This window comes from Halopseudomonas sp. Lyrl_26 (assembly GCF_051948695.1).
Classification (GTDB): Bacteria; Pseudomonadota; Gammaproteobacteria; order Pseudomonadales; family Pseudomonadaceae; genus Halopseudomonas; species Halopseudomonas formosensis.
Genome location: NZ_JAYJLH010000006.1, coordinates 141,891 through 157,017, shown reverse-complemented (window position 1 = coordinate 157,017; position 15,127 = coordinate 141,891). Strand labels below are relative to the sequence as shown.

Below are 15,127 nucleotides of genomic sequence, written 5' to 3'. Positions count from 1 at the left end.
CTCCAAACCCCACAAGGTGAGTCCGCACAAAAAAGCCCCAACCGGGAATACCGGAAGGGGCTATTGTCGCAAAGATGCGGACTCAGGTGTTATGCGGCGCCGAGTTTCTTCAGTTCCTCGTCACGCAGCTCGCGACGCAGGATCTTGCCCACGTTGGTGGTCGGCAGACTGTCGCGGAACTCGACCTCCTTGGGCACCTTGTAGGCGGTCAGTTTGTCACGCATGTGACTGCGCACATCCTCCGCGTTCAGCTGAGCACCGGGCTCCTTGACGATGAACACCTTGATCGCTTCGCCGGTCTTCTCGTTCGGCACACCGATGGCAGCACACTGCAGCACACCCGGAATGGCGGCCATGACATCTTCCAGCTCGTTGGGGTACACGTTGAAGCCGGAGACCACGATCATATCCTTCTTGCGGTCGACAATGCGCATGTAGCCATCTTCCTGGATGATCGCTATATCACCGGTACGCAGCCAACCCTCGGCATCCAGCACCTCGTCGGTGGCCTCGGGGCGCTGCCAGTAACCCTTCATCACCTGTGGGCCTTTCACGCAGAGTTCACCACGCTCACCTATGCCCAGCTCGCGGCCGTCATCGTCAACCACCTTGCACAGGGTCGAGGGAACCGGGATACCAATGGTGCCTACCTGCACCGCGTCCGCCGGATTAACCGAAACCACCGGACTGGTCTCGGTCATGCCGTAGCCTTCGGAGATCTCGCAGCCGGTAACCTTGTGCCAGCGTTCGGCGGTCGCCTGTTGCAGCGCCATGCCGCCGGACAGTGTCAGTTTCATGCCGCTGAAGTCCAGCTGACGGAACTGCTCGTTGTTGCACAGCGCGGCGAACAGGGTGTTGAGACCAACGAAGGTCGAGAAGCGCTGACGGGCCATGTCCTTGACCGTCGCCGGAATGTCCCGCGGGTTGGTGATCAGGATATTGTGGCCACCGAGCATCATCACCGCCATGCAGTGAAAGGTGAAAGCGTAGATATGGTACAGCGGCAAGGGACAGATGATGACCTCCTCGCCTTCGCGCATGTTCGAAGGCATCATCACCTTGCACTGAAGCATGTTGGCGATCAGATTCCGGTGGGTCAGCATGGCACCCTTGGCGACGCCGGTAGTGCCACCGGTGTACTGCAGCACGGCAGTGTCCTCGGCCGCCGGGCTGGCTTCACGCAGGCTGCAGGCCGCGCCGGCCTTCAGCGCCTTGACGAAGGGCACGGCGCCCGGAATGTTGAACGCCGGCACCATCTTCTTCACCCGCTTGACCACGGTATTGACCAGCAGGCGCTTGACCGGCGGCAACATGTCGCCGACCTCGGTGACGATGACGTGCTTGACCCCGGTCCTGGGCACGACCTGTTCGGCCAGATGCGCCATGTTGGCCAGACACACCAGCGCCCTGGCACCCGAGTCGTTGAACTGGTGCTCCATCTCGCGCGCGGTGTACAGCGGATTGGTATTGACCACCACATAGCCGGCGCGCATGGCGCCGAAAACGACGATCGGGTACTGCAGTACGTTGGGCAGCTGCACGGCAATGCGGTCACCCGGCTGCAGCCCGGCGTGGGTCTGGAGATAGGCAGCGAACTCCCCGGACAGGCGGTACATCTCGCCCCAGGTGATGGTCTTGCCCAAGTTGGTGAACGCCGGCTTGTCGGCAAAGCGTTCGCAGGATTCCTTCAGGACTGCCAGAACATTGGGGTACTGATCTGGATTGATCTCGGCGGGAATACCCTCCGGATACTTGTCAGCCCAAAAACTCTCTTGCATGAAGCCCCCTGGATGCGTCCGATTGCAGTGTTGCTGCTGTTTTATTTGGTAATGAACAGTACTGATCTCGACCCGTTCGTGAATATTAAGCTCATTCCGGTCGAAAAGTGGCTGAAGCCTATCAGTTTTTCAGAAACCCGGCCAGAGTTTCTGGGAAGCCGTTACAGACCCTTACACAAGCCGGAAAACGGACCCTGAAAAAGCAAACCGGCGGACAGCGAAATACGCTGCCCGCCGGTTTGTCTGACGTGTTACCTAGGCGTCGCGAAGCTCCCGGCGCATGATCTTGCCTACCGGCGTCATCGGCAGGGAATCCCGCAGTTCATAGTGTTTCGGCACCTTGTATCCGGTGAAGTTGGCCTTGCAGTAGGCCTTGAGCTCATCCACCGTCAGATCCGGCGAGGAAGGGACGACGAACAGCTTCACCGCTTCTCCGGATTTCTCGTCCGGCACGCCGATGGCGGCTGCGTTGGCGACCTTGGGATGGGCGGCGACCACATCCTCGATCTCATTGGGATAGACGTTGAAACCGGAGACCAGGATCATGTCCTTGATACGGTCGACGATGCTGACAAAACCGTCCTCGTCGATCACCGCCACATCGCCGGTACGGAACCAGCCCTCGCTGTCCATGACCTCGGCGGTTGCCTCGGGACGCTGCCAGTACCCCTTCATGACCTGGGGTCCCCTCACGCAGAGTTCGCCACGTTCGCCGATCGGCAGTTCATTGCCCTGCTCGTCGATCACCTTGACCGCGGTACCGGGTACCGGCAGGCCGACGGAACCGAGGCGGGCCAGGCCGTCTCCGGGGCTGGCGCAGACCACCGGGGAACACTCGGTCAGACCATAACCCTCGCCGATGAGCACACCCGTCTTGTTCTGCCAGCGCTCGGCGGTGGCCTTGACCAGCGCAGTGCCGCCGGAGGTGGTGCTCTTGAGCCTGGAGAAGTCCAGATCCTTGAATTCGGGGTGATCCATCAGTGCGACAAACAGCGTGTTGAGGCCAACGATGGAGGAAAACTTCCACTTCTTCAGCTCCTTGACGAAGCCGGGAATGTCGCGGGGATTGGTGATCAGCACGTTGTGCTGACCGGACAGCATCATGCACATGCAGTGCACGGTGAATGCATAGATGTGATACAGGGGCAGCGGTGCGATGACCACCTCGCCACCCTCTTCCATCAGGCGGTTGCCCTCGCGATCCAGCTGCTGCATGTTGGCGTGCACCTGCAGCATGTTGGCCACCAGGTTGCCGTGGGTGAGCATGGCGCCCTTGGCCACACCCGTAGTGCCTCCGGTGTACTGCAGTACGGCAACGTCATCCAGCGTCCGTGTGACCGGAACCGGGCTGACGCCTTCGCAGCGTGCCAGCGCACTCTTGAAGGAGACGGCCTGCGGCAGGTTGTAACGCGGCACCATCTTCTTCACGTGCTTGACCGCAGCATTGACCAGCAGACCCTTGAGCCCGGGCAGCATGTCTCCCATACGTGCCTCGAACAGGTACTTGATGTCGGTATCCGGCAGCACCTGCTGAACCAGGTGACCGAAAATGTTCATGTAGATGAGCGCGCGCGCACCGGAATCGGTGAACTGATGGCGCATTTCACGGGCGGTATACAGGGGATTGGTATTGACCACGACCAGACCGGCGCGCATGGCGCCGAAAACCGCTATCGGAAACTGCAGCACGTTGGGCATCTGGATGGCGATCCGGTCACCCGGCTTCAGATCGGTGTACTTCTGGATATAGCCGGCAAAGGCCGCAGAGTAGCGTTCGATATCCCCCCAGGTCAGGGTCACACCCATATTGGTGAAGGCTGGGCGGTCGGCATGGGTGGCGCAGGAGGCGTCAAACACCTCGAGGATAGAGCCGAACTGGCTCAGGTCGATATCATTGCTGACCCCATTGGGGCGCTTGTCATTCCAGAACGATGCTTCCATTGGCTCCATCTCTCCCGTTGGAGTAAGCCAAGCGTCCATTTCATGCCTCGATGGACACTTGTGTTGTTATTATTCAGCCCCTAGCCGTGGCTCTGCCAAATTACCAGCAATACGGCAAAATACAAAACGCGCTTTTGTTTCATTTTTGTTTCCCGACACTTCCGGGCCCGCTCGCGCCGGTCCGGTTCAAATGGAGTCTAGTCGATGTCGATGTTGGAAAACCGTACCTATGAAGAGCTGTCCGTCGGCGATACGGCCAGTGTCACTCATCTGGTCAGCGAGCGGGATCTGATCCTGTTCGCCACTGTCTCGGGGGATGTGAACCCGGTGCATCTGGATGAGGAATTTGCCGCCGCCACCCCATTCAAGGGGCGGATCGCCCACGGCATGCTGTCCGGTGCCCTCATCTCGGCGGCCATTGCCTGTGAATTGCCGGGGCCCGGAAGTATCTATATCGGTCAGGAACTGAGCTTCCTGCGCCCGGTACGCCTGGGCGATGACATCCGCATCGAGCTGGAAATCCTGGAGAAGCTGCCGAAAAACCGGGTCCGCATCGCTACCCGGGTAGTCAATCAGGAAGGCAAGAAGGTGGTTGACGGTACCGCCACCGTGATGGCGCCGACCGACAAGGTGAAGATCGACCGGCCGACCCTGCCACCGGTGACCTGCTGAACCTGACGCAGAAATGACAACGGCCGCTCCCTCCCCGGGGCGGCCGTTGTCGTTTCAGGCGTTGCCAGCGTTATTTCTGCTGGACGCGCGGGTCCGCCGCCAGTTCCTCGGCGCTGCGGTTGCGGGTACGAATCCAGCTCATGGCAATGGCAATGATCAGCACCAGACCTACCACACCCAGCATGGGATACACGGTACCCACCAGCTTGGTGAAGCCGGCCTGACTCAGCCCCAGACCGATGACCGCGAAGATGGCGCTCAGCACCTTGAAACGCCCGGTTTCCGGGGTGGCGAAGCGCGCACCGAATGCGAAGAACATGCCTACCGCGGTGCTGTAGATCATGCAGATCAGCGCCAGCGACATCAGCACAGCCAGCCACGGATGGATTGCCTGGGCCAGCAGCAGGGTCGGAATCTCCACACCTACCAGTCGATCAAGGTTGGCGAACAGGCCGATGTTCAGCACGATGATCAGGACACCCAGCCCCAGGCCACCACCGATACCGCCGAGGGCTGCCGCCTTGGGCTGCTTGGTCAGTCCACCGATCACCGCCAGCATGGGGAAGCCCACGGCAATGTTGAAGGACGCATACAGCAATCCGCTCAGCGCCCAGTTCGGCACCTCAGCGCCGAGGAAGGTGATGACCGGAATGTCCTCGGATACCGCCGACAACTCGGCCTGAGAACCCGTGCTGGTATAGATGGAATAGATGGTGATCGCCAGCACCATGACCAGCAGGAAGGGCATGACCGCGCTGATCAGGTTGATGATGCCCTTGACGTTCAGGCACAGAGTACCGATGACCAGCACCGTCATCAGGATGGAGCCCACCAGGGGCGCCAGACCGAACTGCTGGGCCAGGGTCGAGCCCGCACCCGCCAGCATCACCACACCCACGCCATACAGGAAGAAGGAGAGGATGACATCCACTACGAAACCGGCTTTCTCGCCGAACAGGATATACAGCACCTGCTTGTGCGAACCGGCCTGCATGATCGAGCTGATCCGCGCGATCTGCATGCCCAGGAAGGCAAACAGCAGCGCTGCCACTACCGATCCCGCTATACCGGCGAGGCCGTACCCGGTAAAGAACTGCAGCACCTCGTTACCGGAGGCAAAACCACCGCCAATGACCACGGACATGTAGGCCAACGCGATCTGCAAGGAGTATTTATTCATTCTTCTATCTCAACTGTAATTTTATAATTCTAGTCGGCCGTCTCACTCACGCTTGACGGCGGTTACTGACATTTCCACCAGGATGTCGGACTCGCACATCCCGGCCTCCACTGTGGCCCGCGCCGGGGCAACGCCCTCGGGCAGCCAGCGATCCCACACGGCATTCATGCCGGCAAAATCGCGCTCGATATCTTTCAGGTAGATGGTTACCGAAAGAATATGCTCCTTGTCGCTGCCCGCCTCGGCGAGCAGCTCCTCTATGGCCTGCAGCGTATCGGCGGTCTGCTGCTCGATACCCGTATCGGTGTTCTCTGCGGTCTGGCCGGCCAGATAGATGGTGTCCCGATGGATCACGATCTGGCTCATGCGCCTGTTAGTGTGCAGTCGCTGGATTGCCATGCTTGCTGGCCTCCTTGTTGTTGCTGTAACGGGAAATGGCCAGACCCTCGGTGCTGATCTGGGGCTTTTTCCTGGCCAGGAGATCGGCCAGCAGGCGACCGGAGCCACAGGCCATGGTCCAGCCCAGGGTGCCGTGACCGGTATTCAGGAACAGGTTGCGGTAGCGGGTCGGCCCGATGATCGGGGTACCGTCCGGGGTAGCCGGGCGCAGGCCTGTCCACAGATTGATCTCGCTGGTATCGGCAGCATCCGGGAACAGATCATTGACGATCATCTTCAGGGTTTCACCCTTGCGCGGGTCGATCTTCAGGTCGTAGCCGCGGATTTCCGCCATGCCACCGACGCGGATGCGATTATCGAAACGGGTAATGGCCACCTTGTAGGTTTCATCCAGCATGGTGGACACCGGCGCCGCATCGGGATTGATGATCGGCACGGTGATCGAGTAACCCTTCAGCGGGTAGATGGGCGCCTTGATGCCCAGCGGCGCCAGCATCTGCCGGCTGTAACTGCCCAGCGCCAGCACGTAGTTGTCGGCGGTCAGCAGCTTGCCGTCAACCCACACACCGTTGATACGGTCACCGGCATAATCCAGACGCTCGATATTCTGGTTGAAGCGGAATTCCACGCCCAGGTCACGGGCCATCTGCGCAATGCGCTGGGTGAACAGCAGGCAGTCGCCGGTCTGGTCATTGGGCAGACGCAGACCCCCGGTGAGTTTGTGGGCGACCTTGGCCAGCCCCGGCTCGGCGCTGGCCAGCGACTTGCTGTCCAGCAGCTCGTAGGGCACGCCCATCTGCTCCAGCACCTTGATGTCCTTGGCCGCCCCCTCCAGTTGCGCCTGGGTACGGAACAGCTGGGTGGTACCGCGCTGGCGGTCCTCGTAAGTGAGACCGGTCTCCACGCGCAGTTCATCCAGGCAATCACGGCTGTATTCGGACAGACGCACCATGCGCTCCTTGTTCACCGCGTAGCGGGCAGCGGTGCAGTTGCGCAGCATGCGCGCCATGAACAGGTACTGGTTGATGTCGGCAGTGGGCCGGATTGACAGCGGTGCATGCTTCTGCAGCATCCACTTGATGGCCTTCAGCGGCACCCCGGGCGCAGCCCAGGGCGAAGCATAGCCGGGTGAAATCTGTCCGGCATTGGCATGACTGGTCTCTTCCGCGACCGCCGGCTGACGGTCGATCACCGTCACCTGAAAGCCCTGCCGAGCCAGATAATAGGCGCTGGTAGTACCCACAACGCCACTGCCAAGAACCAGAATATGCATTGCCTAACTCCTCGTCCCCGGTCGGGGGTCAATCACGATTGCCGGATTATAGGAGAGCCATCACAGTTGATTTCACTGTTTTACCCGCTATATTTAGCGCTTAATCCCGTTCAATTAGTTAAAGGTCTAGCCAAATTCACCAATGAGAACCAAACACAAAGCCCAACGCGAGTTGGACCGAATCGATCGTCATATCCTTCGTGAACTGCAGGCCGAAGGCCGTCTGGCCTTTACCGAACTGGGCGAACGGGTCGGACTGTCCACTACCCCCTGCACCGAGCGCGTCCGTCGACTGGAGCGCGAGGGGGTCATCATGGGCTACAGCGCCCGTCTCAATCCCGAGCACCTGAACGCCAGCCTGCTTGTGTTCGTGGAGATCAGCCTGTCGTACAAATCAGGTGACATCTTCGAGGAATTCCGCCGAGCGGTGCTGAAACTGCCGCATGTGCTGGAGTGCCATCTGGTATCCGGTGACTTCGACTATCTGATCAAGGCACGCATCAACGAGATGGCGTCCTACCGGAAATTGCTCGGAGACATACTGCTCAAGCTGCCCCATGTCCGTGAGTCGAAAAGCTACATCGTCATGGAAGAGGTAAAGGAATCGCTGGCGTTACCGGTTCCTGAATAACCAGGGGACTGTGGCCAGCCCCCTGGTCAATTTCAGCTTAGCTCAGCTTTGGGGTGATTGCTCGATCACGCCCTGTGCCTTGAGTTCGGCCAGGCGGTCCTGACTCAGACCCAGGCGCTCGCTCAGAACGCGGTCGGTATCCTGTCCGAGCATCGGCGGCGGCCGATGGTAACGGACCGGCGAAGCGGACAGCTTGATCGGATTGCCGACCATGGTGAAAGCGCTGTTGCGTGGATGGGGAATATTCACCAGCAGGTCCCGCGCCTGAACCTGGGGCTCGGCCAGCGCCTGGGCGATATTGTTGATCGGCCCGACCGGTACCTTGACCGCCTGGATACGCTCAACCCACTCGTCGGCGCTGGCCCCGAGAAAGTGTTCTGACAGCAGGGCCACCAACTCCTCGCGGTGCTGCACCCGGTCGGCATTGCGCACGAAACGCGGATCTTCCGGCAATTGCGGCAGGCCTATCGCCCCACACAGGGCAACGAACTGGCTGTCATTGCCGCAGGCAATGATGAACTCCCGATCTGATGCCCTGAATACCTGATAGGGCACGATATTGGCGTGGGCGTTGCCGTAGCGCCCGGGCACCCGGCCGGATACCAGGTAGTTCATGTTCTGGTTGGCCAGGGTAGCCAGCTGGACATCGAACAGCGCCATGTCGCAGTGCTGCCCCCGCCCCGTGCGCTGGCGGTCGATGAGGGCGGCCTGGATGGCAATGGTGGAATAGAGTCCGGTCATCAGATCGGCGACCGCCACGCCGGCCTTCTGCGGCCCGCCACCGGGCAGATCGTCACGCTCGCCGGTAATGCTCATCAACCCCGCCATACCCTGGATGATGAAGTCATAACCGGGCTCCTCTGCCCGGGGGCCGGTCTGGCCGAAGCCGGTGATGGAGCAGTACACCAGACGCGGATTCAGTTCGGACAGCGAGGCGTAATCCAGCCCGTAACGGGCCAGGGATCCGGCCTTGTAGTTCTCGATAAGCACATCGCAGTCCGCCGCGAGTGCCCGGACCAGCTCCTGCCCCTCGGCGGTTGCCAGATCCACCGCCACCGAGGATTTGCCCCGGTTGGCGGACTGGTAATAGGCTGCCTCGCCGCTGGAGCCGCCCTGCTCGTCCGGCATCCAGGGCGGTCCCCAGCCACGGGTATCGTCACCGCTGCCGGGTCGTTCTATCTTGATCACCTCGGCCCCCAGATCCGCCAGGATCTGCCCACACCAGGGCCCGGCCAGCACCCGACTCAGATCCAGTACCCGTATTCCTGACAGTGCGCCCATTATTTTCTCGCTATATTCTCAGTACGTCGTGGAGGCATCTTAAAAGACCCGAGACCCGGATCACACACCCCGCTTAAATTCCGCAGAGCGGTATTTGGTTTTGTTATTATTGATCATTGCCCCCGCACAGCGCTACCATGCTGCACGCAAATTCCCCCTAAAGGGACTATTTTCAAGGCACATACCGGCCCTCAGGAGAGACCATGATTCGCGATCCGGAAACCCTACAGATTCTGCTCGACTCGATCCGCCAGTTCGTCAATCAGGAACTGATTCCCCGTGAACATGAAGTCGCAGAGACCGACAGTATCCCGGCGGATATCGTCAAACAGATGAAGGAAATGGGCCTGTTCGGTCTGACCATCCCGGAGCAGTACGGCGGCCTGGGGGTGACCATGGAAGAGGAGGTGAATATCGCCTTCGAACTGGGTCGCACTTCCCCGGCCTTCCGTTCCTATATAGGCACCAACAACGGCATCGGTTCGATCGGCATCCTGCTGGATGGCACCGAAGAGCAGAAGGCCCACTATCTGCCACGGCTTGCCGCCGGTGAGTACCTGAGCTCCTTCTGCCTGACCGAGCCGGACTCCGGCTCCGACGCCGCCTCGCTGAAGACCACCGCGGTGCGCGATGGCGACTTCTATGTGCTCAACGGCACCAAGCGCTTCATCACCAACGCTCCACACGCCGGCATCTTCACCGTCATGGCGCGCACCAACCCGGAGATCCGGGGCGCTGGTGGCATCAGCTCCTTCATCGTCGAGCGCGGCACTCCGGGGCTGACCATCGGCAAGCCGGACCAGAAAATGGGCCAGAAAGGTGCGCATACCGCCGACGTCATCTTTGACAACGTCCGTGTGCCGGCCGCCAACCTGATCGGTGGCAAGGAAGGCGTCGGCTTCAAGACGGCCATGAAGGTACTGGACAAGGGCCGTCTGCATATCGCCGCCCTGTCGGTTGGCGCCGCCGAGCGCATGCTGGATGACTCCCTGCGCTATGCGGTCGAGCGCAAGCAGTTCGGCCAGCGGATTGCCGACTTCCAGCTGATCCAGGCCATGCTGGCCGACAGCAAGGCCGAGATCTATGCCGCCCGCTGCATGGTGCTGGATGCCGCGCGCAAGCGTGACGAAGGCCGCAACATCAGCACCGAGGCCTCCTGCGCCAAGATGTTCGCCACCGAAATGTGCGGCCGGGTAGCCGACCGCGGCGTGCAGATCCATGGCGGCGCCGGTTACATCAGCGAGTACGCCATCGAGCGGTTCTACCGCGACGTGCGCCTGTTCCGGCTGTATGAAGGCACCACCCAGATCCAGCAGGTGATCATCGCCCGCAACATGATCCGCGAGATCGAGGACTGAGCTCCTCCGTAGGGCGAGGCCTGGGCCTCGCCCTGTCCCGTCACCCTGCCGTCTGCTGCAGGGTACGCCGCACGAACTCCACGCAACGCTGTGGCTGGGTCAGCGGCAGCATGTGTCCCCCTTCTACCAGCTCCAGCTCTCCTTTCGGCAACTGATCGGCCAGCACCCTGCCCTGTTCCTGCGGGTCCAGGATGCGGTCGCCCCAGGCATACAGAATATACACGGGCAACTGCAGGTCCTCGTAGCCTTCCTGCAGCCGTGGCAATACTGGCTCAAGTGCCACCAGATCCCGGGAGGCGGCGATATGGTTGCTGGGACGCATGGCCTGGGCGCCACCGCCACGCAGGGCAAAGTGCGCAGGTACGGCCTCCGGACCGAAGGCCGTCTGCATGATCCTTTCACGCTGGCGCGCGGCCAGCGGCAGCATCAAGGTCCAGGCAAACAGCCAGCGCAGCCAGTGCCAGCGGATCCTCAGGCTGGCGAAGATGCCGGGTGGCCCGCCGGCCGGCATGCGGCTGAGGGGGGCGATCAGCGCCAGCGCGCTGATCTTGTCCGGGTGCCGCAGGGCAGTAGCCAGCGCTACCGCGCCACCGAGGGAATGCCCTACCACTACCGGGCGATCCAGCTGCAGGGCATCAATCAGCCCGGCTATCACATCCGCCTGCACCGCCAGGGAGGCGGATGAGCGCAGCGGACGCTTTGAGTAGCCGCTGCCCGGCCGGTCGATGGCTATCACCCGGCAATCCCTGGCCAGCTCGCCCAGCATGGCATAGGTGAAGTTCTGCAACACGCCGGTCAGGCCATGCACCAGCAATACGGTGCGGGGGCCGGAGCCCTGCTCCACGTAATGGATGCGGTTGCCCATGATGGTGATGAAGCGCCCTTCGGGTGGCAGCCCCAGCTCGATCCGCCGGGCCGCCAGAAAGCTGAACACCATAAGCCCGGCGACGATCAGCAGCACAAGCAGTAACAGATATCCCATCTCTTTTTTCCTTGTTGGTACCCTGGGGTCAGGCCTTGTCGATTCCCGGCAGCAGTCGCCAGTAGTTCACCGGCATCAGGCGTTCCAGCCAGGACAGGATCAGCGCATCCTTGCCGACGATGACCCGCTCCCGGTCACGGCGAATGCCGTCGAGAATAATCTGCGCCGCCTTGGCCGGTGGCATGCGCAGCAGCTTCTCGGTCCGGCGCATGCGCTGCTCCCGTTCCGCCTCGCACAACCCCTCGGGAACCCGGGCACTGGTGGCGATGGCCGTGGCAATGCCTCCGGGGTGCACCACGGTAACCCCGACCGGACCACCGCGCAGCTCCAGACGCAGGGCGTTGGAGAAGCCCCGGACGGCAAACTTGCTGGCACAGTAGGCGGTCTGACCCGCCGGTGTCACCAATCCGAACAGGCTCGACAGGTTGACGATGCGGGCCACCGGGCGCTGGCGCAGCAGCGGCAGAAAGGCCCGGGTCATGCAGACCACGGCATCGAAGTTGATCGCCATCAGCCAGTCGAAGTTCTCCACCGTTACCTGCTCGAAGGTTCCGCCCAAGGCGACCCCGGCATTGTTGATCAGCAGGTCCACCCTGCCGTGCCGGGCCAGCACCTGCTCCGGCAAGGCGGCCACCACCTGCCGGTCCGCCACGTCAAGCGGGTGCTCGGAAACCACCACACCCTGGTGCCTGGCCTGCTCGGCAGTCTCCTGGAGCCGAGCCGGATCTATGTCCACCAGTGCCAGATGGCACCCCTGCTCTGCCAGCGCCTGCGCCAGCGCGCGACCGATGCCGCTGCCGGCACCGGTCAGTACTGCCACACATTCCCTGATATCCATATTCGCCCCCGGTAGTTACTGAAACCGCAGAACGCCGTCATCCAGCTCGCCATACTGGATCATCAGCTTGTCCTTCAGATAGCTCTGGTGCACGCGCCAGGCTGGCTGGTCGCCCTGTTTCGGCAGAATGTCCGCCGCGCGCTGTACATAGCCGGAGGTGAAGTCGATGAAGGGCTGCTCCTGCACGTCCGGCGTGCGCCGGGCCACTGCGACCCGCAGCCCGCGGCGATCCATGTAGCGCAGCAGCCGGGCCAGATAGTTGCAGGTCAGGTCCGCCTTCAGGGTCCAGGAGGCGTTGGTATATCCGAACACCTGGATGAGGTTGGGTACATCGCTGAGCATCATGCCCTTGTAGGTCAGGCATTCTCCGGTGTTCACCGGCTGTCCATCCACTTCCAGGCGCACCTCGCCGAGGGCGGTCAGCTTCAGGCCCGTGGCTGTGACTATGATGTCCGCCTCCAGCTCTGCGCCACTGCTCAGCTGTATACCAGCCGGGGTGAAGCGCTCTATGGTATCGGTAACAACCTCCAGCTGCCGCGCCCGCAGCATATGGAACAGATCCCCATCAGGCACGGCGCAGACACGCTGGTCCCAGGGCTTGTAGTCGGGGGTGAAGTGGCGCATGTCGACGTCCGGCCCCAGCTGCCGCTGGGCCAGTTGCAGCAGGTAGCGGCTGGCCTCCTCCGGCCGGCTGCGGGCCCGCCGATAGAAGAAGCTGCCGAGCAGCACGTTCTTCCAGCGGGTCAGGTGGTAGGCCAGCGGCAGTGGCAGCCATTTCTGCATGCCCTGGGCCAGGCGGTCGACCTGGGGACGGGCAAATACATAGCTTGGCGAACGCTGCAGCATGGTGACATGGGCGCCCTCCCGAGCCAGGGCCGGCACCAGGGTCACGGCCGTTGCACCGCTGCCGATCACCACCACCCGCTTGTCCCGACAATCCAGCCCTTCGGGCCAGGCCTGGGGATGGATGATCTGCCCGGCAAAGCTGGCTTCGTCGGGAAACCCGGGGCGATATCCCTCGTCGTAGCTGTAATAGCCGGAACAGGAAGCGATGAAGCGGGCCTGCAACTGTTCTTCTCGCTGGCCTGTGCCGTCGGTGATCTGCACCGGCACCGTCCACAGTGCCTGCTCGCTGTCCCAGCTGGCGGAAAGCACCCGGTGGCCATAGCGGATGTTATGCACCGCACCGGATTCCTCAGCCGCTTCTTCTATATAGCGTTTGATATCCGGCCCGTCGGCAATGGCCTTGCGCCCGGTCCAGGGCTTGTCCGCATAGCCGAGGGTATACATGTCCGAATCCGAGCGGATACCGGGGTAGCGAAACAGATCCCAGGTACCGCCTATTGCATGGCGCCGCTCAAGGATCAGATAACGCTTGTCCGGACAGCGCCTTGTCAGCGCCCTGGCCATCCCTATCCCGGACAGACCGGCACCTATGATGATTACATCGAGGGGAGTCGGCTGAAATTGTTCTTGTTGTTGATGCATGCAAGCTCTCCTGCTCCATGAAAGCAGAAGCCCCGACAGATTGCTCTGCCGGGGCCTCAATCAGCTACCGATAATGTACCTCGGTTTGCCTTCCGGGTTCAGCTATCACACACGCTCAAAAATGGTGGTGATACCCTGACCCAGACCGATGCACATAGTGGCCACGCCGATGGTGCCGCCATTCTGCTTCATCACGTTCAGCAGGGTGCCGGAGATCCGCGCACCGGAGCAGCCGAAGGGGTGACCCAGGGCGATGGCGCCGCCGTTGAGGTTGACCTTCTCGTCCATCTTGTCCAGCAGCTTGAGGTCCTTGAGCACAGGCAGCGCCTGGGCGGCAAAGGCCTCGTTCAGCTCGACGTGGTCGATATCGTCCATGGTCAGACCGGCACGCTTGAGCGCCTTCTTGGTGGACGGAACCGGACCGTAGCCCATGATGGACGGATCGCAACCGGCCACCGCCATGGAGCGGATCACCGCCATGGGCTCGATGCCCAGGGCCTTGGCGCGCTCGGCGGACATGACGATCATGCAGGAAGCACCGTCGGTGATCTGCGAGGAAGTACCCGCGGTCACGGTACCGCCCTTGGGGTTGAACGCCGGACGCAGGGCGGCCAGGCTTTCCAGGGTAGTCTCGGGACGGATGGTCTCGTCTTCGGTGAACAGGCGCAGGAAGCCGTTCTCGTCGTGACCTTCCATCGGGATGATCTCATCCTTGAAGCGGCCTTCGACGGTAGCCTGGTGCGCACGCTGGTGCGAACGCACACCGAACAGATCCTGCTGTTCGCGGGTAATGCCGTGCATCTTGCCGAGCATTTCCGCAGTCAGACCCATCATGCCGGCAGCCTTGGCTGCGTACAGCGACAGGGCCGGGTTCGGATCAACACCGTGCATCATGCCGACGTGGCCCATGTGCTCCACGCCACCGACCACGAACACATCGCCATTGCCGGTCATGATGGCCTGGGCAGCGGTGTGCAGCGCGCTCATGGAAGAACCGCACAGACGGCTGACGGTCTGGGCGCCGGAGGTGTGCGGAATCGGGGTCATCAGCGACGCCATCCGGGCAATGTTCCAGCCCTGCTCCAGGGTCTGGTTCACGCAGCCCCAGATGACATCTTCAACTTCGGCCGGGTCCACTTTCGGGTTGCGCGCCAGCAGCCCGGTGATCAGGTTGGCGGACAGGGTTTCGGCACGGACATTGCGGTACATGCCGCCCTTGGAACGGCCCATGGGGGTGCGACCGAAGTCGACAATTACAACGTCTCTCGGATTGAGGCTCATAAATTCACTCTCGCTCTGTACGTTC

General features: G+C 61.7%; 13 protein-coding genes. 3 read left to right on the top strand and 10 right to left on the bottom strand.

Translation table 11 applies throughout. The features are described from left to right. Positions 1–89 precede the first annotated feature (89 nt). Together fadD1 and VF673_RS10100 are read right to left on the bottom strand one after the other, a co-directional pair. Complete coding sequence (fadD1, locus tag VF673_RS10105) at positions 90–1,778, bottom strand: long-chain-fatty-acid--CoA ligase FadD1 (RefSeq protein WP_440291843.1); 1,689 nt, start codon at positions 1,776–1,778, stop codon at positions 90–92. A gap of 255 nt (positions 1,779–2,033) precedes the next feature. After that, a complete protein-coding gene (locus tag VF673_RS10100; RefSeq protein WP_440291842.1) occupies positions 2,034–3,719 on the bottom strand; it encodes a long-chain-fatty-acid--CoA ligase in 1,686 nt (561 codons plus the stop codon). Between the two features lie 204 nt (positions 3,720–3,923). On the opposite strand from VF673_RS10100, the gene VF673_RS10095 reads away from it, so the two are divergent. Continuing rightward, complete coding sequence (locus tag VF673_RS10095) at positions 3,924–4,391, top strand: MaoC/PaaZ C-terminal domain-containing protein (RefSeq protein WP_090536951.1); 468 nt, start codon at positions 3,924–3,926, stop codon at positions 4,389–4,391. A 70-nt stretch (positions 4,392–4,461) separates the two neighbouring features. On the opposite strand, the gene VF673_RS10090 is transcribed toward VF673_RS10095, so the two are convergent. The 3 genes from VF673_RS10090 to VF673_RS10080 are packed head-to-tail and all read right to left on the bottom strand — an operon-like array spanning position 4,462 to position 7,243. Continuing rightward, entirely contained in the window at positions 4,462–5,571 is a 1,110-nt protein-coding gene (locus VF673_RS10090) for a YkvI family membrane protein (protein WP_440291841.1), read from the bottom strand. A gap of 42 nt (positions 5,572–5,613) precedes the next feature. Next, the gene (locus VF673_RS10085) at positions 5,614–5,970 is read right to left on the bottom strand and encodes a RidA family protein (protein ID WP_273124130.1); all 357 of its coding nucleotides are present in this window, start codon (positions 5,968–5,970) and stop codon (positions 5,614–5,616) included. Then, a complete protein-coding gene (locus tag VF673_RS10080) occupies positions 5,945–7,243 on the bottom strand; it encodes a D-amino acid dehydrogenase (protein WP_090536957.1) in 1,299 nt (432 codons plus the stop codon). The genes VF673_RS10085 and VF673_RS10080 overlap by 26 nt, the downstream gene beginning before the upstream one ends. Before the next feature lie 142 nt (positions 7,244–7,385). On the opposite strand from VF673_RS10080, the gene VF673_RS10075 reads away from it, so the two are divergent. After that, positions 7,386–7,874 carry an Lrp/AsnC ligand binding domain-containing protein gene (locus tag VF673_RS10075; protein ID WP_090536959.1) on the top strand — a complete coding sequence of 163 codons (489 nt, stop codon included), beginning with the start codon at positions 7,386–7,388 and terminating at the stop codon, positions 7,872–7,874. A gap of 42 nt (positions 7,875–7,916) precedes the next feature. Here VF673_RS10075 and VF673_RS10070 read toward each other — a convergent pair whose 3' ends face one another. After that, on the bottom strand, positions 7,917–9,155 hold the full coding sequence (locus VF673_RS10070; RefSeq protein ID WP_273124137.1) for a CaiB/BaiF CoA transferase family protein: 1,239 nt from the start codon (positions 9,153–9,155) through the stop codon (positions 7,917–7,919). Positions 9,156–9,358: 203 nt separating this feature from the next. Here VF673_RS10070 and VF673_RS10065 point away from each other — a divergent pair, with 203 nt between their 5' ends. Further along, positions 9,359–10,513, top strand: a complete 1,155-nt coding sequence (locus tag VF673_RS10065) for an acyl-CoA dehydrogenase family protein (protein WP_440291840.1) — start codon at positions 9,359–9,361, stop codon at positions 10,511–10,513. Positions 10,514–10,553: 40 nt separating this feature from the next. Here VF673_RS10065 and VF673_RS10060 read toward each other — a convergent pair whose 3' ends face one another. The 4 genes from VF673_RS10060 to fadA all read right to left on the bottom strand — a co-directional run bounded on the left by VF673_RS10060 (position 10,554) and on the right by fadA (position 15,102). Then, on the bottom strand, positions 10,554–11,495 hold the full coding sequence (locus VF673_RS10060) for an alpha/beta fold hydrolase (protein WP_440291839.1): 942 nt from the start codon (positions 11,493–11,495) through the stop codon (positions 10,554–10,556). 28 nt (positions 11,496–11,523) lie between these two features. After that, positions 11,524–12,333 (bottom strand): SDR family NAD(P)-dependent oxidoreductase, encoded by an 810-nt coding sequence (locus VF673_RS10055; RefSeq protein ID WP_440291838.1) that lies wholly within the window; start codon positions 12,331–12,333, stop codon positions 11,524–11,526. A 15-nt stretch (positions 12,334–12,348) separates the two neighbouring features. Further along, a complete protein-coding gene (locus tag VF673_RS10050) occupies positions 12,349–13,821 on the bottom strand; it encodes a flavin-containing monooxygenase (protein WP_440291837.1) in 1,473 nt (490 codons plus the stop codon). Between the two features lie 105 nt (positions 13,822–13,926). Next, positions 13,927–15,102, bottom strand: a complete 1,176-nt coding sequence (gene fadA / locus VF673_RS10045; protein WP_090536969.1) for an acetyl-CoA C-acyltransferase FadA — start codon at positions 15,100–15,102, stop codon at positions 13,927–13,929. Positions 15,103–15,127 lie beyond the last annotated feature (25 nt).